The organism is Methanosarcina vacuolata Z-761 (genome assembly GCF_000969905.1).
In the GTDB taxonomy this organism is placed as follows: Archaea; Halobacteriota; Methanosarcinia; order Methanosarcinales; family Methanosarcinaceae; genus Methanosarcina; species Methanosarcina vacuolata.
In genome coordinates, this window is record NZ_CP009520.1 from 3,260,232 (window position 1) to 3,283,328 (window position 23,097).

At 40.8% G+C, this 23,097-nt stretch carries 14 protein-coding genes; 6 read left to right on the forward strand and 8 right to left on the reverse strand.

All coding sequences use genetic code 11. The annotated features are described in order from the left end of the window. Window positions 1-122 precede the first annotated feature (122 nt). From MSVAZ_RS13455 to MSVAZ_RS13475, 4 genes are all read left to right on the forward strand, one after another. Complete coding sequence (locus MSVAZ_RS13455) at window positions 123-3,638, forward strand: PAS domain S-box protein (protein ID WP_048121764.1); 3,516 nt, start codon at window positions 123-125, stop codon at window positions 3,636-3,638. Between the two features lie 522 nt (window positions 3,639-4,160). Continuing rightward, complete coding sequence (gene lysS, locus MSVAZ_RS13460; protein ID WP_048121765.1) at window positions 4,161-5,708, forward strand: lysine--tRNA ligase; 1,548 nt, start codon at window positions 4,161-4,163, stop codon at window positions 5,706-5,708. A 600-nt stretch (window positions 5,709-6,308) separates the two neighbouring features. Beyond that, window positions 6,309-7,010: a class I SAM-dependent methyltransferase gene (locus tag MSVAZ_RS13470; protein ID WP_048121768.1), complete on the forward strand. Its 702-nt coding sequence runs from the start codon at window positions 6,309-6,311 to the stop codon at window positions 7,008-7,010. A gap of 461 nt (window positions 7,011-7,471) precedes the next feature. Beyond that, window positions 7,472-9,820, forward strand: coding sequence for a HEAT repeat domain-containing protein (locus tag MSVAZ_RS13475; RefSeq protein WP_052727983.1), 2,349 nt, complete (start codon window positions 7,472-7,474; stop codon window positions 9,818-9,820). A 73-nt stretch (window positions 9,821-9,893) separates the two neighbouring features. Here MSVAZ_RS13475 and MSVAZ_RS13480 read toward each other — a convergent pair whose 3' ends face one another. The 7 genes from MSVAZ_RS13480 to argC form a co-directional block, all read right to left on the reverse strand. Beyond that, the gene (locus MSVAZ_RS13480) at window positions 9,894-10,946 is read right to left on the reverse strand and encodes a PDDEXK nuclease domain-containing protein (RefSeq protein WP_048121770.1); all 1,053 of its coding nucleotides are present in this window, start codon (window positions 10,944-10,946) and stop codon (window positions 9,894-9,896) included. A 78-nt stretch (window positions 10,947-11,024) separates the two neighbouring features. Next, window positions 11,025-11,876 (reverse strand): DNA-3-methyladenine glycosylase family protein, encoded by an 852-nt coding sequence (locus MSVAZ_RS13485; protein ID WP_048121772.1) that lies wholly within the window; start codon window positions 11,874-11,876, stop codon window positions 11,025-11,027. After that, window positions 11,854-13,290: an ADP-dependent glucokinase/phosphofructokinase gene (locus MSVAZ_RS13490; protein WP_048121774.1), complete on the reverse strand. Its 1,437-nt coding sequence runs from the start codon at window positions 13,288-13,290 to the stop codon at window positions 11,854-11,856. The genes MSVAZ_RS13485 and MSVAZ_RS13490 overlap by 23 nt, the downstream gene beginning before the upstream one ends. Window positions 13,291-13,442: 152 nt before the next feature. After that, the gene (gene pfkC, locus MSVAZ_RS13495; RefSeq protein ID WP_048121776.1) at window positions 13,443-14,912 is read right to left on the reverse strand and encodes an ADP-specific phosphofructokinase; all 1,470 of its coding nucleotides are present in this window, start codon (window positions 14,910-14,912) and stop codon (window positions 13,443-13,445) included. A 367-nt stretch (window positions 14,913-15,279) separates the two neighbouring features. Continuing rightward, entirely contained in the window at window positions 15,280-16,467 is a 1,188-nt protein-coding gene (gene argJ / locus MSVAZ_RS13500) for a bifunctional ornithine acetyltransferase/N-acetylglutamate synthase (protein ID WP_048121778.1), read from the reverse strand. A gap of 19 nt (window positions 16,468-16,486) precedes the next feature. Beyond that, window positions 16,487-16,951, reverse strand: a complete 465-nt coding sequence (locus MSVAZ_RS13505) for a CBS domain-containing protein (RefSeq protein ID WP_048121781.1) — start codon at window positions 16,949-16,951, stop codon at window positions 16,487-16,489. 77 nt (window positions 16,952-17,028) lie between these two features. Further along, on the reverse strand, window positions 17,029-18,042 hold the full coding sequence (gene argC, locus MSVAZ_RS13510; protein WP_048121783.1) for an N-acetyl-gamma-glutamyl-phosphate reductase: 1,014 nt from the start codon (window positions 18,040-18,042) through the stop codon (window positions 17,029-17,031). Between the two features lie 858 nt (window positions 18,043-18,900). Here argC and MSVAZ_RS13515 point away from each other — a divergent pair. Beyond that, window positions 18,901-19,323, forward strand: coding sequence for a nucleoside 2-deoxyribosyltransferase (locus MSVAZ_RS13515; protein WP_048121785.1), 423 nt, complete (start codon window positions 18,901-18,903; stop codon window positions 19,321-19,323). 509 nt (window positions 19,324-19,832) lie between these two features. On the opposite strand, the gene MSVAZ_RS13520 is transcribed toward MSVAZ_RS13515, so the two are convergent. Continuing rightward, window positions 19,833-20,570, reverse strand: a complete 738-nt coding sequence (locus tag MSVAZ_RS13520) for a Dph6-related ATP pyrophosphatase (protein ID WP_084626148.1) — start codon at window positions 20,568-20,570, stop codon at window positions 19,833-19,835. 1,035 nt (window positions 20,571-21,605) lie between these two features. Between MSVAZ_RS13520 and MSVAZ_RS13530 the strand changes: the two genes are divergently transcribed. After that, on the forward strand, window positions 21,606-22,028 hold the full coding sequence (locus MSVAZ_RS13530; protein ID WP_048121790.1) for an N-acetyltransferase: 423 nt from the start codon (window positions 21,606-21,608) through the stop codon (window positions 22,026-22,028). The last annotated feature ends 1,069 nt before the right edge of the window (window positions 22,029-23,097 follow it).

A 23,097-nucleotide genomic window follows, 5' to 3' on the forward strand; every position in this document is an offset into this window, starting at 1 on the left:
ATAATTAATCTACTCAGTACTATAATAACGATTTAGAATAGTCTCCAGGTCTCTAAATGATAATTGCTCACAAACATTAACTGCAGGATTTAAAATTATTTTTTGTGGTCAGGGAGTGCGGAATGAGAGAAACACTGAGAAACTCTGGTATTGATATTATTGGAGACGTGCCCTGGGGAACACATTTCTGCCAGTTTTATCAGACAAAAAAAGAGTTAATGGACATAGTTGTCCCTTATTTTAAAGCAGGGTTGGAAGATAATGAATTTTGTCTCTGGGTTACGTCACAACCCCTGGAAGTAGAAGAGGCAAAAGAAGCCTTGAGAAGAGCCGTTCCTGATATTGATATTTATCTGGAGAAAAAGCAAATTGAAATTATCCCTTATAACTCCTGGTATTTGAGAGGAGAAAGTTTCGATTTTGAGAGAGTTTTAAATGGATGGGATGAAAAATTAGGTGAAGCTCTAGCCAGTGGTTATGGAGGACTCAGGGTAGCAGGAAATGCTTCTTGGTTGAAAAAAGGATATTGGGATGATTTTGGTGATTATGAGAAAAAACTGGACATTAATATCGGCGAACGACAGATAATCTCTCTGTGCTCATATCTTCTTAGCATGTGCAGTGCAGCAGATACTATTGATTTAGCTTTTAACCATCAATTTTCTCTGATTAAAAGGAAAGGAAAGTGGGAAAGGATCGAAAACCCCGGGCAGAAAAATAAGACTGATTGCAAGCAGACTGAGAAAGCGTTGATCCAGAGTGAGAAAGCGTTGATCCAGAGTGATCAGTACATCAAGCAGAAGTTAGAAGATATTCCTTCACCTTCTCGGGAAGTGGGTAAACTGGAAATCAATGATATCATTGACGCCCAGTCGATCCAGTTTATGATGGACTGCTTCTATAAGATTGCTCACATTCCCATGAGCCTGGATGATCTCAAAGGTAATGTTCTGGTAGGCGTAGGATGGCAGGAGATCTGCACGCAATTCCACAGGGTTCACCCCGAAGCCTGTAAAAACTGCGTAGAGAGTGACACAAAGTTATCTGTGGGCGTTTCCCCTGGAGAATTCAAGCTATATAAGTGCAAAAACAATATGTGGGACATAGCGACTCCCATCATAGTTGGTGGTCAACACCTTGCCAATATCTTCTCAGGCCAGTTCTTTTTTGAAGATGAACCTCTGGACTATGAGCTTTTCCGATTCCAGGCCAGAAAATATGGTTTCAATGAGGAGGAATACATAGCAGCACTTGAGAAAGTCCCACGGTTGAGCAGGGAAGCTGTGAATACAGGCATGGCCTTCTTTATAACTTTTGCCAACGTGATCTCGCAGTTAGGCTACAGCAATCTTAAGCTGGCTCAGTCGCTAGCTGAACGTGAAACACTTCTGGGTGCACTGCAGGAGAGTGAGGAGCGTTTCCGTTCAGTCCTTGAGAACTCACTCGACGTTGCTTACAGGCGAAACCTTCAGACTGACAGATACGACTACATGAGCCCGGTGGTAGAGAAGATTACTGGCTTCTCTGCCAAGGAAATGAGTGCAGTGAATGCCAGTGAGATTCTTGATCGCATTCATCCCGACGACCGTCCCAGAGTTCTTTTGAAGCGGGACCAGGCATACGATACTGGCTCTGGAACTTTGGAGTACCGGTTTAAACATAAGGATGGCAAATATCGCTGGTTCTTAGATCATTATACGGTTACCAAAGATAGAAACGGCAAGATGCTCTTTATTGGAGGTATCGTCCACGATATTACAAAGCGCAAAAAAGCAGAAGAAGCTCTAAAAAAAGCACATGAAAATCTAGAAGAAAAAGTTAAAGAACGAACAATCGAGCTTGAGAAAGCTTACAATTCATTGAAAGAAAGTGAGAAAGGCCTTGCCGAAGCTCAAAAAATGGCTCATATTGGAAACTGGGAATGGGATATTGAAACTGATAAAGCCTACTGGTCTGAGGAAATGTATCGTATTTTTGGACGTGATCCTCAAGAGCTAGCACCTTCTTACAATGAATATTTAAGTTACATACATCCCGATGATCTAGACTACTACCGCAACGCCCTTAAAAAAGCTACAAAGGAAGATCTTTTTGTTATCGATTACAGGATTGTCTTAGCAAATGGGGAAGAACGCATAGTCCATCTAAAATCAGAATTCGTGTCTAATGGTGAGAATACCCCCACAAAAATAAAAGGAATAGTTCAGGACATTACTGAAAGCAAAAAAGCTGAAGAGAAAATACAGAAACTGTTGAATGCAATGGAATCATCGGATGATGCTATTATAACTGAGTCTCTTGAATGTGTTATTACAAGCTGGAATAAGGGTGCAGAGCAGATTTATGGTTATTCATCTGAAGAAATTCTGGGGAAAAATGTCTCAATCCTTGAACCGGATGATCTCAAAGGGGAAATAAGACAGTTAATTGAAAAGATTAAACAAAAAGAAAAGATCCGGCATTACAAAACTCTTCGGCAGAAAAAGGACGGTACCTTAATAAATGTTTCAATAACTCTTTCTCCGGTTTTTGACGCATCTGGAAAGCTCGTGGCTATCTCAAGTATTGTAAGAGATGTTACTGAGCGTATCAAGGCGGAAGAAGCACTGCGTGAGAGCGAAACGCGTCTACGTCGATTTTACGAATCAGATATGATCGGTGTGTGTTTCTACAATCTGAAAGGTTCGATAACAGAAGCTAACGACAAGTTCCTGGAGATAGTTGGTTACACTCGCGAAGACTTGCTGACTGGGCAGATTAAATGGGATAAGATGACTCCACCGGAGTACAGTCAATTGGATGAGCATGCCATGGCGGAACTCAAATCAAAAGGTGCAAGTACGCCTTATGAGAAGGAATACATCCGCAAAGATGGCTCGCACGTACCTGTTATCATAGGGGTAGCTACTTTCAATAAGGTGCTTTATGAAGGATTAGCCTTTGTTCTCGATATCACCGAGAAAAAAAAGGCAGAGGAAGCTCTGTCAAATCTCGAGACTGCCCGTAAGAAAGAAATCCACCACAGGATAAAAAATAACCTGCAAGTTATCTCTTCTCTTCTTGATCTTCAGGCTGATAAATTCGATAATCCGAAAGTTATTGAGGCTTTCAGGGAAAGCCAGAATCGAGTTATATCTATGGCTCTCATCCACGAAGAACTATATAAAGGAGAAGGAACTGACACTCTGAATTTTTCTGAATACCTTAAAAAATTGGCTGAAAATCTTTTCCAAACTTACAGACTTTATAGTAAAAATCTTAACCTATTCACAGATCTGGAAGAAAATGCATTCTTTAATATGGATACTGCTGTCCCATTAGGAATAATTGTTAATGAACTAGTTTCCAATTCCCTCAAACATGCATTTACTGAAGACCAGGAAGGTGAAGTCCGAATTAAGCTTTGCAGGGAAGGGACCAATGATGAAATAAGTAAATCTCTTTTCAGCCTGACAGTTTCAGATAATGGGATAGGAATTCCTGAAAATTTAGAATTAGAGAGTCTAGAATCACTCGGACTTCAGCTAGTAGATATTCTTGTTGACCAGCTGGACGGGAAAATCGAGCTTAAAAGAAAACAGGGAGTTGAGTTTAAAATTACGTTTAGTGTAGTGGAAAATCCGAAGTCTATGAATTAATAAACACAGGATACATTTTCAATAGTAATATGAAAGTTTTGCAATGAATTTAAAATTAATTTTTCTCATAAAGTAATGATGATTTCACTAATAATTTATTAATATATGGACTCGTTTTCTCAATGTTTATATAATATGCGTGGATGTATGGAAAAATTAAATGTCAGGACTCAGGCTAATAGACAGTCGTTATTCTTGATATTCGCACTTGTAGCTTTCAGCCATGGAAGTGTGAATAAAAAATTCACTATCCAGCAACTTACATATCTAAGAATTCATAAATCTCCGTGAGACCTTCCAAGATTCTTTTCTGTTGTGGGCACCCAGGTTGATTTATTAATGGCTGATTAGCTGATATTGATTTATTATTGATTTATTATTGATTTGTTCATGGCTAATTTACTTACTGACTTATATATGATTACTGATCAAGTTAATAATTTATTATCGGTTTACTGATTGATCACTAATCGATTACTAAGCGGTTTATTCGCATTCACCTGAATAGGATGTACTGATTCGATGAGCATGGAAATTAACAATGAAAAAATGTCAGATAGCCTTGTACCGTCTGACAATGAATCTGACAGTAATGATATTTCAGATAGCAGGGTCTTTGATGATTCTAAACTTACAAAACTAAACGGTATCAGAAACCAGGGACTTAACCCATACCCCTATAAGTTTGAAAAGAATGGGGATATCTGTGAAATCCAGAAAAAGTTCGAGGACTTTGAAAAGAATGAAGGCTTAACGGTCAGAACCGCAGGAAGGCTCTACAATATTCGCAGGCTTGGAAAAATGATATTTGCCGATCTTGGAGACCAGGGGAGCAGAATTCAGGTTACTTTAAGAAAAGGAAATCTTCCTGATGAGGATTTCAATACTTTTAAAACCCTGGTCGATTCGGGAGATATCGTAGGTGTTCAGGGCACACTTTTCAGGACAAAAAGGGGTGAAAATTCCATCAGCGTGTCCGAATTTTCCCTTCTCTCAAAATCCCTCTGTGCCCTCCCCGAAAAATTCCACGGCTTAAAAGACGTTGAAACCAGGTACAGAAAAAGGTATCTTGACCTTATAGTCAATGCTGATAAGCGAGAGATTTTCGTCATGAGGAGCAAACTCATCTCCGAGATCAGACGATTCCTTTCTGACAGGGAATTCCTGGAATTTGAGACTCCGATACTCCAGAATGTCTACGGAGGCGCAAACGCAAGGCCTTTCACGACTTTCCATAACTGTCTCGGGCAGAAACTCTTCCTTAGAATTGCCCCTGAACTTTATCTTAAGAGGCTTATTGTTGGCGGTTACGAGAAGATCTTTGAGATCTCCAAGAATTTCAGGAACGAAGATATTGACACAACCCATAACCCTGAGTTCACCATGATCGAAGTCTATGAAGCTTACAGGGACTACAATGACATGATGGACTTAACCGAAGGCCTGATCTCGGAACTTGTGGTCAAGCTGACTGGTAGCTATGAAGTTAAAATTGGAGAAAACACGCTCAATCTCCGTACCCCCTGGAAAAGAATTTCCATGGAAGATGCCTTAAAAGAGTATGCTGGACTTGATGTTTTTGCACACTCGCTTGAAGAATTGAAACAAATCGCAATCGATAACAAGATCGAGGATTACGAAAAGGCAAAAACTTACGGAGAGTTCCTTGCCCTGCTATTTGAGGGCCTGGTAGAAGACAAGCTGATAAACCCTACTTTCATTTATGATTTCCCTGTGGAAAATTCCCCACTTGCCAAAAACCACAGGTCAAAAGAGGGCTTTGTCGAGAGATTCGAACTCTTCTTAAACGGCTGGGAACTGGCAAACGGTTATTCCGAACTGAACGATCCTATTGAACAGCAAAAAAGGTTCGAAGAACAGGACAAGAAAAGAAAGTTAGGAGACCTTGAAGCTCAGACCATCGATTACGATTTCGTAAATGCTCTCGGATACGGAATGCCCCCTACAGGCGGCATGGGGCTTGGAATCGACAGGCTTACCATGATCCTTGCGGGCCTGGACTCTATCAAAGAAGTAATCCTTTTCCCGCAGATGAAAAGGGAAGACTGAGTGATTTCAGACTTAATTTTATTCTATAGGTCCGAGTTCGTTCTATAGGTCCAAGTTCGTTCTGCAGGTCTGAGTTTGTCCTGCTAAGCGGACGGCCAGTTGGGGAGAAAATCCCCTTCTTTTTTATTCCGGAGAAGCTTACTCCTGAAAAGCCTGAATGGCACCTTCCCTGGGCAGCATATTATTTGATTTGGCTGAATTGGTCATCGGTTAAGGAATTTTCTTGCTTGAAAGCTATCTATTTTGCATTAGGAGCCGGCCTTAGAAGCCGGCCTTAAATTTTTGCCTCTTTACATGAAATCTGTACCCTGTTCCAGCTTACAACTCATTGAAATAGATAATAAACGTTGAGACATTGCTGCAATTTGTCATGCTTCCTTACTTAACCAAAGACGTATGTGATAGGTTTTCACCAGTTGAGATACTGTTGAAGTTTAAGGGAAGTAAAAACATAAATTATAGTGAAAATAACATAATTATTAAAGTTACTAAGAAAATAAGAGAATTAGATAAAATTCTACAATTCAATATATTCCCTACAAAAACTGGGAGTTGAGGTAAAGAATTCAGGTAATTGGATATACTAAAGGAAGGACCGCTATGAACCAGTATCCACAATGGTATTATGATGAATTCAAACAAGTCGGGGTAGACTATACAGATCTTGAAGAAGTCAGGGCTTATGATCTATGTATGCAGAAATTGAGAGATATTGAAAGTGAATTCAATAGTATTCAAGGACTTATTAATATTAAGGACACAGATTTACTTCTTGAAATCGGAACTGGGACAGGGGAACTGGCACTCAAATTTTCAGCGCACTGCAGAAAAGTTGTGGCTATCGATGTTTCGAAAAAAATGATAAATTTTGCGAAAATGAAGGCTGAAGGCCAGAAAAAAACAAATATAGAATTTTATAATGCTGGCTTTTTAACATATGAAAACTACGATGAACCTTATGATGTCATTGTCACTCAACTAGCTTTACACCACCTTCCAGACTACTGGAAAATGATTGCTCTGAGACGGATCTACGGAATGTTGAAGGAAGGCGGAAAGTTCTACTTACGTGATGTTGTTTTCCCTTCACTGATTTTGGATTATGACAGTTATTTTAATAAAATTGTAAATGACCTTAGAAAATCTGCAGGGGACAAACTTGCTGAAGAGACCGAAATCCACATAAGGGAAGAATTTTCAACGCTGGATTGGATTATGGAAGGTCTCCTGAAAAACGCTGGGTTTTGTATTGAATCTGTTAAATGTGATGGGTTTATTGCAGGTTATCTTTGCAAAAAATGATATGTTTGAAATGTAAGAGACTTGAAAAGCAACTGATTTTATAAAAAGTATCAAAAAGGTTCAAAGAAAAATATTAGGTGGCAGACGGCGTTTTCGGAGTTGATATCAAAAACGGAAAATGCGTCTTTGAAACCTGAAGCAAGTACCCGACGGCAAAAGGGCTTCTCGAAGACCGGCTCGTGAGATGTTCACTTGGAAAACAGGTGTATACGAGCGTGAATAAAGAGATTGGGATTATAGAGGATGTCAAGATTTGCAGGTTAGAGGATTCTGATTTTAGAGTTTTTTTAAGGGAATGGATGTAATATCTGTTGGGAAATTAAATTGTGCTCAATTAGCTAATTTTACTCAGAGCGGAATTTTTCCGTAGAAATATTTTTTAACGAATCTTTTCAATCCCAAAAATCAAAAAGAAACCGTTTTAAGCTTGAAGTTTTATTGAAACTTATGGTGTTGGGCAGTTGTTAGATCAAGACAAAATTCATGATCAGTGTCTTAGAGAAGATCCAAAAAAACGCATCAAGGCACTAGAACAATTAGAATTTAAATTTTTCTCATTATCAGATAAACAAAAGGCGTGGAAAGACTTACATGTATTAACCAATGATGAATATTGGGGAGTGAGGTATAAGGTAGCTTATGTTCTTGGTTCTGTTTTTCCCTATCTACCAGATAAACAAAAGGCATGGAACGACTTACATGCATTGACCAGTGATGAAGACAGGGATGTAAGGGTTAAAGCTGTCTATGCTCTTGGCTCTGCGTTTTCTCAAATGCCAGATAAACAAAAGGCATGGAAACACCTAATTAGACTGACCAGCGACGAAGACTGGAGGGTGCGAGATAAAGCTGCCTCTGCTCTTGGTTCTGCGTTTTCTCATATGCCAGATAAACAAAAGGTTTGGGTCGACTTACATGTATTAACCAATGATGAATATTATGATGTAAGGTCTAGTGCAGCTTTTGCTCTTGGTTCTCTGTTTTCTCAACTACCAGATAAACAAAAAGCTTGCGAAGATTTAACCAGACTGACAAAAGATAATGATGAAGATGTGAGGCTTAAAGCTGTTTATGCTCTTAATTCTGCGTTTTCTCAATTGCCAGATAAACAAAATGCATGGGAACATTTGATTAGACTGACAAAGGACAAAGATAGCCGTGTGAGGTACGATGCGACGACTTCTGTTCTTGTTGCATTTTCTCAAGTACCAGATAAACAAAAGGCATGGAAATACCTAATTAGACTGACAAAAGAGAAAGTAGTAAATACAAGGCATAAAGTGGCTGCTGCTCTTGGTTCTTTGTTTTTATATGTACCAGATAAACAACAAGTATGGAACGACTTAATAAAACTAATCAAAGATGAAGACATTTTGGTGAGGTATAGTGCTGTCGACGCACTTAGTTCTGTTTTTTTTAACGTGCCAGACAAGAAACAGGCATGGAATGACTTAATTAGACTGACTAATAATGAGAACAAGTCTGTGAGGACAGGTGCTGCCTCTGTTCTTGGTTCTGCATTTTCTCAAGTGCCAGATAAACAACAGGCATGGAATGACCTACATAGACTGACAAATGATGAAGACAGTTCTGTGAGGCTTAGTGCTGCCTCTGCTCTTGGTTCTGCGTTTTCTCAAGTGCCAGATGAACAACAGGCATGGAACGACTTAATTAAACTGGCCACTGATAAAGATAGCACTGTGAGAAGCTATGCAAATCATTCTCTTGGAAAAGTTTCCATATTCAAGGCTTCCCAATCAGAAAAAGAAGAAGATTACAAAAATGAATTGGAAAAAGCGATTGATTTTTTTGAAAAGTCAGCAAGAGAATCATCTTACTGGATAAATCCGTCTCGATTTTGCCTCCCCTTCTATCGTTCTTTTCATACAATAATATTCAAAAGACTGGAATCAAAAGAAGAAGTGGACAAATATTTGGTAGAAGCAAAAAATGCCGTTGAAGGTTCAAAGAGTAAAGAATTACTTTTTGAAGCTGTTGAAAACCTTGCAAACGCATTAAAAAAAGTTGAGAATCTCAGAAATTTGAACTTAGAGACAATGAAAGGCGAGATCGGTTTTTATAGACAATACTGTGATCGTGCAGCAGAACTCATGAGAGATACTGAAGAAACAGCACCTTTTGCAACAGTAGCTATGAGAAAGGGGTTGCCTATACTGGACAGAAACCTAAAAGAGCTTCTCGAAGATATTCAAAAGAAAGCAAAAAACGCGTGCAAAGAATCGAAAGGGACCGATGCAGAAGAAATTGCATGTGCTATTAATAGAGAAATCCAAACGTGGGAAATCGGCAGTCAGGAGGAAATGGCTTTTAATGTGGAAAACCTGATTTTTACCTTAGAATCAAATATCCCAAGAATACAAGAGAATCAGTATATTTTCAACAGGATTCAACAAATAAGAGAACAAAAAGATGTTCCCAAACAGTATGGGATCATATCTACTATCATCCCATTGATTCCAAAAATATACATGGAACAAAAAGTGGACGAGCTTGAAAACGATATTAAGGGAATAAAGGAAAAAATAGACTATGTAATCATCTCTCTGAAACCTGGAATAAAAGAAGAAATTGAAATCTCTGTAGGAACTGAAATTTTAGGTACTGGTGTAACACACAAAATTACGATACCCTTGCAGGAAATTTCTTACTCAGAACTGAAAGAAGACCTTGAAAAAATAACGGGAAGAAAAATTGATAAATTATCCAAAGTGCCAAAAAAGTTGGCTAATAAAATCAAGGGTTATTTACTCCTGCATGACAAAGAAGATGTTCTTGAAAAGTTAATTTGAACCCTCTTTTCGCGATATTATTTCTAAGCAGTTGAAAACTGAGACTTTACTTCATTTTAGTTTTCTTATCTAATCATTGTGCTTCCAGCCTGGCCCGTGCGGTCTTGATGGCGCGGTGAAGCCTTTCAGCCAGCAGTTCACGGGACGGTAGTTCTGTTAGATACTCAGCCACATGGATACCAGAACGATTCAACTCCAGCAGCTCGATTTGTTCCTGTTTTTTTCCGGCGCAGAGAATAATCCCAAGAGGTGCCTCTTCTCCCTGTTGACGCTCATATTTATCCAGCCAGCGCAGGTAAAGCTCCATCTGGCCCTTGTACTCGGCTTTGAAATTTCCAAGCTTCAGATCAATAGCGATCAGCCTGTGCAGGGATCGGTGGTAGAAAAGAAGGTCAATGTAAAAATCGTCATTGTCTATCTGGATATGCTGCTGTCTGGCAACGAAGGCGAACCCGGCTCCTAATTCAAGCAAAAAAGATTCCAGTTCACGCAGGATGGCATCCTCAAGGTCTTTTTCAAGATAACGGTCTTTTAGCCCCAGAAAATCGAGGACATATGGATCGCGGAAAACAAGCTCAGGTGTCAGTTGATCCTGTCCTCTCAGAGCAGAGAGTTCGTGACGAATCACTTCTTCCGGCTTACGTGAAATAGCGGTGCGCTCATAAAGCATAGAATCGATACGTTCTTGAAGTGTACGCGTGCTCCATCTTTCGATTCTGCAAATCTCAGCATAGAACTCGCGTTTGAGAGAATCTTCAATAGGTATGAGTATCTTGAAATGTGTCCAGCTTAATTGTCGCCTCAGCGCAGCGACAATTTCCTCATCCGGAAAAGCTTCTGCGAACTGGATCATCCGGCGCAGATTTTTCTCTTCAAATCCCCGGCCAAACTCAGCAGTCAATTCTCTTCCAAGTGAGATGACGATCTCCTGTCCGTATTCCGCCCTCTCCCCTCTGAGGATTTCTTCCAGGATGCGTTTGCCAATATGCCAGTAGAGCGCTGTCAACCCGGCATTAACAGCAGTCGCCACCGCCGAACGGGTTTCTTCTATCATCTGGCGGATATCGTTCACCAGCAGGGACTTATTTAAAGACTGGCCGACCTCCTTCCTGTCTTTACGGTTCATAGCTTTTTTCCCTGTCCCCTATATCTAATTCAGCAGTTATTCTAAAAAGAACTAGTAAAAATAACTAGTGAAGAGAGTTTAATAAAGGCTCACAAACCCTTCCATCCTTTTCTGATAATACAAATACTCCTGGGCATACCCGCAGTAGTGTCCGAAATAGTCCCTTCCCCATTCCCCCATACAGCTCATGTTTGTGCAGGTTTCAAAGTAACTGTCATCTATATGGTAATGCTGGATAATCTGCTTGATGTGAGTATCAACTGGAAAGGCTTCCATTTTATCAAAAGCGAAAAGAAGCACGCAGTCAGCAACCTTTTCCCCAATGCCCCTGAGCCTCATAAGGCGTTCCCGCGCATACCTGTACTCCAGGCGGAAAAGGACGTCAAGGTCCAGCTCGCCCGACGCAACTTCTTCAGCTGCGGCTATTATGTTCTGGGTCCTGAAGCCCAGTTTGCACTTGTCAAGCTCGGCGGGATCGACATTTGCAAGAGTTTCGGGGTCAGGAAAGCTGAAATAGCCTGGCTCGAGTTCCTGCCCGAAAAACCGGCTGAGCAGGCAGATTCGTTTCTGAATTGTGGGGATGTTTGAGGCTGTTGAGAGCATATAGGAGATAAGGCATTCCCAGGGGTCCTGCCGGATCAGCCGCAGACCCCGATATTTGCGGATCGCCCTGTCGATTAGCAGGTCCCGGTTTATGCTTTCGTAGATAGAAGGCATGTTGTCGTCCAGGCGGAAATAGCGAGTAAGAAACTCAGGCTGAAGCTTTGAATCGACAATCAGTTGCCCGTGGTCCTGCGAAAGCCGGATAACCTGATCTCCGACAACGCCTGTCCACCAGTCTCCGTCTCGTACCCATCGGAAGACCTGTCCGCAGTCGAGAGTATGATTAAGGTCAAAAAGTTCGGGTTTAAGCCTGTACGTCCAGCTCAAGCCCCCTGAGAAAAGTACCTGCCGTTAACGTATCTCCCAGCCCGACCGTGGTTACTGGAGACCTGGAAAGCATTGTAGGCAACATGCAAATAATATAATTCTCCCTTAAAGTATAAGCCCCCTGCCCAAGAGTTTTTCCATTAAAAGCCTTAACAAAAGCTGCAATCTGTTCTCTTCCAAACGGGCTCTCCTGAAGTTTCGAAGCTTCCTCTTCCACAAATTTCCGCCCTTCAAGCCTGCCTGAAGCTGCATACACACCTGCACACCTGACTCCGAATTCCAGGGATTCAAGCTTTTCTCGGGCTGCCCTCTGCAAAATTGAACTTTCGGATTCGTCAATTTCAAATTCAGAAACTGCTCTGGAATTAAACTCAAAACCGGTTTTAAACATAGCCAGCACAAATTCCCTGGTATGGATTATAAGCTTCTTAAGCCCGTGCCCTGATGCCAGCCTGAAAGCCGCACTGGATATAGCATCTGCATCCATATGCTGAAGTCTCTCTCCGGAAACGCCGTGTAAATTAGAAAACACTGCAAGCTCGTCTTCATTCATTCCAAGGCTATCGGAAAGTTTTGCAAACTTCAGAAAGACCGAATTTGCAATTTCTTTACTTGCAAAATGTCCGAGTTCCAGGTGAATCTGAAGTTTATTGTTCCTGGTTTTCCAGCTTTTTAGCTGAGAGAAAGTATCATCAAGAATTGTCTTATAAGTGCAGCCATTGGGATAGTTCTCAAGCAGGAGATGAAAACCCGATATGAGTACTCCGTCGAGCTCGCAGGCGTGTTGGAGAGCATACTGCTCAAACGCAGGGTTGACAAAAAGCCTGAGATTCAAATGATCGAAGGTAGCTATGAAGCGGTTTTCCCTCGGAACCCGAACCTCTTTCCCATAAAGGGAAAATGTCTCCCCCTCAGAGAAATCAAATACGAAATGTATGGGCTCCTGGCTGCTGGAAAAGGCACCTTTATTTTCTTCAGGTTCTGTGCTTGCGTTTTCCGTTATCTGCATGAGGGGTTCCGGAAAATAGATCGCCTTTTTTGAAAAGAGAGAAAGCTGGGTTTTAGAGGGAACTGCAACATTCGGTATTACTCTGGAAGCTCCTAGCTGGGAAAGAACATTTGCCATTATTCCTGCATTTCCGCCCATTCTTACGAGGGATTTTCCAAAATAGCGTCTTTTAAGAAACTCGAAAACGGACTGATCAAAAACAAGCCACTCGGCTCCACATCCATTTTTCATACAGTATGTAAGCCCTGCTACAAAATCCGATTCCGAAAAGATTTTTCCGGGAGGGTTCTCGATTTTGTCAAGAATTTCAGCCTCTTCGAAGGTTTCCAGCAGTTCCGACATCTCGGCCCCGCTGATCCTATACACCGAATCTATGTTGACATTATATCCGCAAAGTATATTCATCTAACCAGTTCCTGTATCCCTTAAATAGGAGGCGAGTGGAGGCAAATAAGTGGAGGGCAAATGGATGGAGGGCAAATAAATGGAAGGCAAGTGGAAGGCAAATGAGTGGAAGGCAAATGTACAACTTTGGATACGTCAAAGAGAATTTATTTTCATGCCTGATCCTGTTTCATTCTTGCAAGCATGGCTGCAAAAGCTCCTGCCGAGATTGCATCACCTATCCCGACTGTTGCTTTGGGCTTATCTACCACCTTGGAAGGAATTAAAACCGCATCATGGTCAGACCCATAAAGATATCCGTATTCGAACTCCTCATGAGTACAGAGTTTCTTCCCTACACAGTAAACCCTGAAGTTCTCCAGGTCTTCTATGCCTTTACTTGAAACCGGAACCTCCAATCCTGCTTCTACGTCCTCAAGGTTCTCAATTTTTCCTTTAAGGGCTTTGGCACCGGCCAGAGTTGAGGAAAAGAGCAGAGCATCCCTGTGTTCTTTAAGTGTAAGAGGATGGCCTTTTGCAAGGACACAAATGTAAAAGCCAAGAGAATGAACATGGACCCTTTCAAGCGACAGGTCCTTTAAAAGCTGAACAGCTCCATGGTAAAGAGAGGTTATCCCGGTCTCTTCTTTTCTTATCACGGAATAAGAGAGTTCTTCATGCCCCAGGACGTTCAGGGCATTTGCCACTTCTACGGTATCAAGGCCCAGGGAATGAACATGTTTGGCGACAATTTCGGTCAGGATAGCCTTTCTTATTACCCTGTTCTGAATGGATGTAAGTTCTACATGAATGCGGAGTTCAGGATTTAGAGCCTTGAGTTTCTCAATAGCTTTCACGGAATGAGAAACATAGTCCTTATACGTAGACCCATCCTCGTACTGCTCTTTTATCATCTGATAACCTGAAAGCATTGCCCCGTCAATCGGAAAGAGTGAATCGAGGTGCTCATAGATTTCCCTGTCCATGTCAAGGCGTATCCATTTCGGGCGGGAAGAAATTATAAGGCGGTTATCTCTCGGGATCTGGAATTTGCTTCCACCGCAGGTTACGTCCATGCCTTTGGAATACTCAAAAATCCAGTTGACTTTTGACTCGGTTCCGGGTTTGAAGGCTTCTCGCGGGGGTTTAAGTACAACCTTTCCATCTTCTACCTTAGGGTGCAGAAGATTGTCAGAAGCCACAAAATATTCTGCCTGTTCTTCGGAAAGCCAGGGAATATACGCCACCACTTTTTTTATTTCAAGGCGGGCAAGAAGATTGGAAATTATTCCTGCCTGGCCGCCCATGCGTGCATAGTCAAAACCCAGGTGCTCTTTCAGCCATTCATGAGTATCCGAGGTATGGGTCGGAATTTCAGCGGCTTTACCCTCTCGCATGGAAATCAGCAGGCGAGCCATGAAATCAAGAGGCTCTTTTATTTCTCTTGGGTATGTTTCAACTCTTGCCTGAATCTCAGCCTCATTAAAAAGCCCCATAAGCATAGACAGTTCTTTGTCTGTAAGGTGCTTGATAGCATCAATATTACTGTTGTAAGCTACAAACATGCCTTCCAGATAAGGAAGGGCTTTTTTGACATCGTAAAAAGCATCATTGTAACGCTGTTCCCATTCTTGTATATCCACTTGAGAAACCCCCTGGAAATATAGATATGAACCTGAAATAATTTTCAGGGACTAGGGGAAAACCCGGATTTTTCCCGAAGTAACTTCATTTATATTTCGAATTAATCTTGTTTACATTTTTTATTTCCTTTCACCTGTTTTTCAGCCTGTATATCATTCCTGTAGTCAGTCCTGTTTTTCGGTCCTGCTTTTTTAGTCCTGTATCAGTCCTGCTTTTTTAGTCCTGTATCAGTCCTGTATTTTCAGTCCTGTGCCAGTCCTGTTTTTCCAGTCCTGTACTGCAGTAAGTTATATACTGGCTTTAAGCCTGTATTCAATATTGTATTAAGTATTCAACACTGTATTCAACACTGAACTAAACACTGCATTAAGTCGTATATTCTGCGTTAATCCTGACATAGTCATAGGTCAGGTCGCAACCCCAGGCTGTTGCCTGTTCCTCTCCCAGATTGAGGTTAAGGGTAATGACAATTTCTTCATTTGCCATTATTTTTTTCAAAAGCTCGAGATCCGAAGAACTGGAAATCTCGCCGGAATTTACAAGTTCAACCTCTTCTCCTCCTCCTGAGAAAGAGAGAGAAAGCATTTCCTGTTCAAGTTCGGCACCTGAGTAGCCTGCGGCGGCTACAACCCTTCCCCAGTTTGGGTCCTTTCCGAAAATTGCGGACTTAACCAGAGGAGAACGTACAATTGCCTTTGCAACAAGTTTAGCGTCCTCGTGTGTTTTTGCGCCAACTACCCTGGCTTCAATAAGTTTTGTAGCTCCTTCTCCGTCTTTTGCCATTTTCTTCGCAAGCTCGGTGAAGACGTAAATCAGCCCCTCCTCAAAGTCATCCAGACAATCCATACAGGGCTTGACTCCAGACTTGCAGGTGGAAGTAAGGAGGACCATGTCGTTTGTGCTTGTATCCCCGTCAACCACGACCATATTGAAAGTTTTATCCACTGCTATTCTGAGAGCAGCATCCAGTACGTCGGCAGGCACTTTCGCATCGGTATATGCAAAACAGAGCATAGTTCCCATATTGGGTTCAATCATCCCCGAACCTTTGGCAATTGCTCCTATCCTGATCCCGCAGTCCATCTCAATAGCTGCTTCTTTTACAACCCTATCCGTGGTCATCATTGCTTTTGCAGCTTCACGGCTGCACTCAGGAGAACTGCCCAGCCCTTTGAGGACTTCAGGGAGATGTTCCGCGATTAAGGAGACATCAAGCCTTCTGCCAATTACTCCTGTCGAGGCAACTGCAACCGTGTCAGCTTCAAGACCAAGCTTCTGGGCAAGTACGGATGCCATTTCCATCGCATCCAGAAAGCCGTCATCGCCTGTAAAGGCGTTTGCGTTTCCACTATTTACAATTACTCCCGAAAGACGGTGATGAGTATCGATTACTCCCTTACTAAGGGTAACCGGAGCTGCTGTGACCTTATTTTTTGTAAAAACGCCTGCTGCAGGCCCCTGTGCAAGAATGACAGTCAATCCCATTTTTCCGGTTTTAATTCCGTTTGCAGATACACCCTTTACTGCACAGATTCCACCTTCTATTTCCTTCATGAAAGACTCTCCTTTTTCCTCAGAGCTTTGCAAGACCTTCGATAATATCGCCGCGAGTAATTATCCCCACCACGCGGTTGTCCTCAGTTACAGGAAGCCTGTTGATCCTGTGCCTTATCATATGCTCGGATGCCTCTTCAACAGATGCCTCGGAAGAGATTGTGTGCACATCCCTTATCATAATCTCTTCTATCTTTGTGGAACCCACATCAGAGAGCATCTTCTTTGTTTCCTCCCAGCCAAGGAGTTCCCTGATAGGAACCTCAATAACCTCAAAGGGGCTTGGAAGCCAGAGTTCCCCCTTTTCGGGGAGTATCAGCAGTTTTAGCAGGTCCGCTTCACTTATGATTCCCACAAGCTCTTCACCGTCAAGGACAGGTGCTCCACTGATATTGTTTTCCTTCAGGACTCTTGCCGCTTCCCGGACTGTATCATCAGGCTTGCAGAAAACAACGTTCGGGTTCATGACATCTTTTACATTCATCTGACTATACCCCTTGAGACAAATTCTATTCTTTAATTTAATCCGTCACCAGTTATATTTTCTTGCTTTGGTTAAGTTTACGGAGCTGCAGCAGGCAGCCAGAGCCCAGATTTCTCGTCCAGTCCGAACATAAGGTTCATATTCTGGATAGCCTGTCCGGAAGCACCTTTGACCAGGTTATCGATTGCAGAGAGCACGACAACCCTGTTATTTTCCTTATCTGCTTCAAAGCTTATATCACAGAAGTTAGAACCTCTGACTGCGGTTAAGGAAGGAACTCCTGAGGGGAACCTTATAAACGGCCTGTCCCTGTAAAATTCCTCGTAAATTGTCTTTAAGTCGTCCGCGGAGAGAGGTTCTTTTGTAAAGAGGTGAGCAGTTGTAAAGATCCCCCTGATAGATGGAATTACATGGGGAGTGAAATTAATGTTCCTGAGCTTTCCATCAAGCCCGGTCAGTTCCTGGACAATTTCAGCCCTATGCCTGTGAGCTGTAAGTTTGTATGGGATGATATTTTCCGCCAGGTTTGGATAATGTGAGTTTTGAGTGGGTGAGATCCCAGCTCCTGAGATTCCTGTTTTGGAATCAAAAACCGCAATATCGATAAGTCCAGCTGCTGCAAGCGGGGCTGCTGAAAGGGTTGCCCCTGTAGGAAAACACCCCGGGTTTGCCACGAAATTCTCTTCTGCGACTTCAGGGTGGAGCTCTACAAGCCCGTAAACGGCATTTCTCGGGTCGCTATGCTTTATCCCGTAGATTTTCTCAAATTCTGAGGTTTCAAGCCTGTAGTCCGCGCTAAGGTCAACAACCTTAGTGTTGCCGTCAAGCAGTTCAGGTACATAGTTCATACCAGTTCCGTGAGGTACTGCAAGAAAAACTACGTCACAGCGCTCCCTTATATCTTCAGAGTCAGGATTTTCATATTTCAGGTTGAGAAAACCTTCAAGATGCCTGTGAGTGCTCGTTACAGGCTTCCCTGCAAGGCTTCGGGAAGTTGCCAGCTCTACCTTGACATTCGAGTGGTTAATGAGCAAGCGCAGGAGTTCTCCTCCCGTATATCCCGAAGCTCCTATTATTCCAGCCTTAATCATAAGTGTCACTGCCTGTGTAATACTAATACAAGATAATTAAATTTGTTATTGAAAAAAACAAATATAAAATCTGTTTCTGTTATTAATTGATGTAATGAGGTCTGCTAGAAAAGCTGGTTCCGGCTACAGCACCATACCTTTTTTCGTAAGCACAGTTTTTTAAAGGAGAGCTCAACTTGTAATCAATATCATTAGATATTCTTTACATAACCGATCTATAAAGGAAATTAAATTGAACTTCTGCAATAAAATTACAAATTGAGTTAGATATGCGCTTTTATAATTAAATTACAAAGTAAATTGGATATGTTGAGTTAGATATGAATATGTTGAGTTAAAGATACTTCTTCAACTTCTCAATAAACAGATCTCAAGTGAAATCTGCTTTGATAATCGAAATTTTTCCTGAAAGCTTCTGCCTGGATTCCAAACTTACTGCTGATTGTCTACTTTCGTAAAGGATAAGAAGTTTACTTTTCCCGGTTCAGGGCATCTAGCTAGAAGACGCTAATCATAAGGAAGCCTTATAGTGGAAACTCCCCAAATTTATCAGTAAATTTAATTATGAAGGTTTTTTCACAAATTTGTCAGTAAATTTAATTATGGAAGTTTTTTCACAAATTTATTAGTAAATTAAATTGTGCAGGTTTTCTTTCCGAATTCTAGAGAGAACGACTCATATAATTTTAAATCAGTAAGATTTAAATTTTTTAATATATAAGTATATTCCAGATGAAAATTGCTAAGGCACTTAGCGCCGGAAATTGGAAGTTTACAGGTAAATGATTTTATCTTTGGAGACTATCTTACTATAGGAAAATTTGCGACATACCCTTTAAGTGTCAGGAAGAAAAAATCATGAACAGAAAGAAGACAGTCTATCTTGCAGGTCCCCTCTTCAGCCATGCAGAACTCGATTATAACGGTAGATTGAGGGATTTGCTGCTCAGTAAAGGATTTTTGGTTTTTTTACCACAGGAAGATGCAGAGGATACGGTAGATGAACGCGAAAAACAAAATCAGGAGTGTATTTTCAATAAATGTGTGGAAGGTCTGGACGGTTCTGACATTGTAGTTGCAGTTCTGGATGGTGTGGATGTAGACTCAGGAACTGCCTGGGAGATAGGCTACGCTTATGCAAAAGAAAAGCCTGTCATCGGTATTCGAACCGATTTTAGGTCTCTCTCCGATGGGATTGTTAACCTTATGGTAGAGATGGCTATAGTCTCCCTTGCAAAGGATGAAGACGAACTGCTGAAAATGATAGAAAAATTCCGGTAACTTTAGTGGCTGACTTCTAACTGTCTCTGTTCCCGAACTTTTAGGTCCCAACTTTTCTTTGATCCCATTTTTCTTTGGTCTCATTTTTCTTTGATCCCATTTTTCTTTGATCCCATTTTTCTTTGGTCTCATTTTTCTTTGGTCTCATTTTTCTTTGGTCTCATTTTTCTTTGATCCCAACTTTCCTTTGGTCCCACTTTTCTTTGATCCCAATTTTTCTTTAGTCCCAATTTTTCTTTGCTCGGAGCTACTTGTGACCCGAACTACTTTTTCCGTTTATCAGAATTTACTCTTGAAGACAAAATCACAGATAACATATCAGGAAATCAAAGTTATGCTGGTGCACCCTGTTGCTTGCATGGGCATGTTTGTGCTACCGCTCTAAATATGGAGTTTAAAGGAACTACTAACCTTTAGAGTTCTGACTGAATAACCTTGACTCCAGAGTGAAACCGGCTTAATAAAAGATGAAGCAAAATGTTCAGGCTTTGAAAGCCTAATGCATAGGCTTATTTTTTCTCGACCTCAAACTTTGATATCTCCAGGAACCAGTAGCTTCCCCTTAAGACCATTTCACTCTCTATGACCTTTATTTTGTTTTTGAACAACGGGCTGTCAGTAACAAAGGTATGGAATTCCCCGTTTTCACCACATGGATCGATTGAAGGATTGTGATTTTTCAGGTCGCGTATGAAATTTTCATCTATTTTTCGGCCCAGCCACTCTTTCCCTAGCAAATCGGCTTTGACGCTGAGCAGGATCACCTCAAACCCAGAATTTATGAGGTCATTTATGATCTGTTCGGAATTACTCTGCCAGAGAGGCATTATTAACTCAAGGCCCAGGTCCCCGCATATCCTGTCTACGAGTTTTTCGTGTGTGCCGATATGCCCGAAAACAGCCCCGTCTATTTTCTCCCCACTATCCATTAAATTACGGACCACTGTTTTGAATTCCTGTTCATATGAAACAAAGTCTTTATGGATAAGAGGAATTCCAAGCGCCTCAGACTGTACATAAACCAGGTCAGGACTGATGTCATGGGAGCCGCGCCTCTGAATTTCCCTGAAGTTCAGGAGATGGGAAACCTCAAAACCTTCCGAGATTGCCCTGTAACATGCAAGACAACCGTCTTTTCCTCCTGTCCATGAAACAACCACCCTGCCTTTGTCACTTTTGCTTTCATCAATCTTGCTTTCATCGATATTGCTTTCATCGATCCTGGCTGAAGTTGGATTGGTTCTCATCTTCCATATACATGCACAATTTGAAAAAAAGTCTTTTGTTTTTCACCGGCTGTCTCTCCGAAATTCCTCAAAACCTGTTAGGCCAAGTTTCTTCCCTACATCAGCAAATATGCCCTTAAGGATTAGTTTGAAAGCACACTTACCCGTAGGCGGAAAAAAGAGAATGAAAAGGAGTTATAAAGATGCCCTTTATATCAATGAAGTGTTAAAACCCTCTTTTTAAATTAAATATGTAATTACATCTGAATTGGAATTAGTTGAGAAAAGATCAGTTGCAGAAGCTAGAATCTATAACGATTATTAGGTAAAAAAATTTTAATATAGAATGCCCAACATAATAACTACTGGAGGTTAAAATAGTGACCTTTGTGAACGGATATAATTTCACAAAAGTGAAAACTTCACATGGGCCTGATATGTACGTCTCCAGATATGGGAAGCTGGTAAAGATCGTTCCATTCAGTCCACAAGTGGAGTTCTCCGACAAATACACCAATGACTTGATCCACCAAATCGAGTCAGTGGAGTGAAATAATAGCAAATTTTTCCGACTTTTTCTTTTTGATTCGGACCTATTTTTATGAAAGCCTTTTTTTCAGGCCGAAGCTCGCTCGGTCTGGCATTTTTTAGACTATTTTCACTATATATATAACTTGTGTTTACCTACATTTTTTATATACAGTTCTTGCTTTCAGGCATTTTCAGGAGCTTTCAGCTTAGAGCACCTTGTTTATGAAAGCATTTGTTAACTTTACATAGGTAAAAGAAGTCTTAACAAATAGAAATCCGGTAAACTAATCTTCAATTATAGGGAAAAGAATAAATGTTAGAAACTAAGGAAAACCATCAAGTTGCTCCGGAAATAAGAAAAATCAATAAATTGATCCAAAAGAGAAAATAAAGTCGATATATTAATTAAAAATGAAAATTAAAGTTGATAAATTGGTTAAAAATAGAAATAAAAGTCAATAACTTGATACAAAAAAGAAATGAAAGTCGATAATTTGATCCAAAAGAGAAAGGAAAGTTGATAAATTGATCCGAAGCTACAGGAAAACCGACCTTGAAGAAATGGTAAGAATCTGGTATGAAGCCTCCGTTATTGCCCATTTCTTTATCCCGGCCTCATTCTGGGCTTCGCAAAAGAACGCAATGAAAGAGAAGTACCTTCCACTCGCTGAAAACTTTATTTTTGAGGACGAAGGGCAGATTGCAGGATTCATCTCCCTTGTTGGAGAACACGTCTGCGCCCTCTTCGTAGTGCCGGAAATGCAGGGTCAAGGAATCGGCACGGCTCTTCTCGAACATGCAAAGACCCTGAAAGGAAGGTTATCCCTAAAAGTTTACAGAGAAAACAAGAGTGCACTTCACTTTTATGAAAAGTGCGGGTTTGTGGCAACGGGAGAAGAGGTTGATGAGTATACAAGTTGCGTGCAGATTTTGATGAAATGGGAATGAAATAGTTTTTTTGAAGAATTAAGGGTTTCAAACGCTTTATGGCAGGGCAAATCAAAGATAAAAGACAAAAATAAAAAAACTATGGAACTTAATACTTAACTCTAATTCTTAGCAAACCCTTGCGATTGACAAAAAATAGCGATCAACACTCATTAGTCAGCGGTTAAGGAATTTTTACTCTTATGAAATCGATTTCGGAACACTATAACTATTCATTAATATATCGATCTCTAAACCTTTTTCGATTAACATGTAGACCCAAAGCCTGACTTTTATATATAGACCCCAGAGCCTCAAAAGTTAGATTCACTCCGCAGTTTTTCAGTACAATTTTCAACAAATTTAGAAAGAATATCCTGGAAATTCTTGAATTTCTGATTAAGTTTTCTGCCTGGTTTTTTTTGCAAGCTTTTCGATGCCGTGAATTACATACTGATGAAGAAATTAGACAAGTTTGAGAGTAAAGCAATCGTGCCAGTTGCTATCACTTATCGAGATATTTGCTTCGATTTCGTATTTCCGGATCGTATTTTCAAGAGTAAGGGGAGATTGGAACATCATTGAATAAATTGAACATACATCATTGAATAAATTGAATATATTTGAGTAATATAAAATCCGTAGCAAGAATGGCATTTTTAACCCTTAACTGCTGACCAATGCAAAAACATTAAGTCAAAAATATTCAAAATAGGGAAATAAATTGGAAGAAAATGTAGTAACAGCTCCAAACAAGAGATAATTTGACAATCTCTAAAACAATTAAGAAAAACTACGAAGAGCCAGAAAAGTAGTTAAATTCCTATTTGCATTATTTAGTGGGAGTAGGTAAAAATGGGTTACAGTTATGTCCCATATCTCGATAGTTTGAGCACCGAAAGTTTGGACTGCTTTGCAGTTGAACACTTAGTTATATTATTTAGAATATATAGATAAGAATGGATTAAAGTAGTAGTATATTTCTCGGTAGCTTGAGTATCGATGGTTTTGGATTATTTTGACATCTGGTTAGAAAGACTGGACCGTACCTCCAGGCAAATTATGTACAGTAGTATATATAGTTGTATTT

Coding starts and splice junctions, on each gene's coding strand:
- MSVAZ_RS13455 (WP_048121764.1), top strand. CDS start 123: ATGAGAGAAACACTGAGAAACTCTGGTATTGATATTATTGGAGACGTG.
- MSVAZ_RS13470 (WP_048121768.1), top strand. CDS start 6,309: ATGAACCAGTATCCACAATGGTATTATGATGAATTCAAACAAGTCGGG.
- MSVAZ_RS13480 (WP_048121770.1), bottom strand. CDS start 10,946: ATGAACCGTAAAGACAGGAAGGAGGTCGGCCAGTCTTTAAATAAGTCC.
- MSVAZ_RS13520 (WP_084626148.1), bottom strand. CDS start 20,570: ATGAGAACCAATCCAACTTCAGCCAGGATCGATGAAAGCAATATCGAT.
- argC (WP_048121783.1), bottom strand. CDS start 18,042: ATGATTAAGGCTGGAATAATAGGAGCTTCGGGATATACGGGAGGAGAA.
- MSVAZ_RS13490 (WP_048121774.1), bottom strand. CDS start 13,290: ATGAATATACTTTGCGGATATAATGTCAACATAGATTCGGTGTATAGG.
- MSVAZ_RS13505 (WP_048121781.1), bottom strand. CDS start 16,951: ATGAATGTAAAAGATGTCATGAACCCGAACGTTGTTTTCTGCAAGCCT.
- lysS (WP_048121765.1), top strand. CDS start 4,161: ATGAGCATGGAAATTAACAATGAAAAAATGTCAGATAGCCTTGTACCG.
- MSVAZ_RS13515 (WP_048121785.1), top strand. CDS start 18,901: ATGAACAGAAAGAAGACAGTCTATCTTGCAGGTCCCCTCTTCAGCCAT.
- argJ (WP_048121778.1), bottom strand. CDS start 16,467: ATGAAGGAAATAGAAGGTGGAATCTGTGCAGTAAAGGGTGTATCTGCA.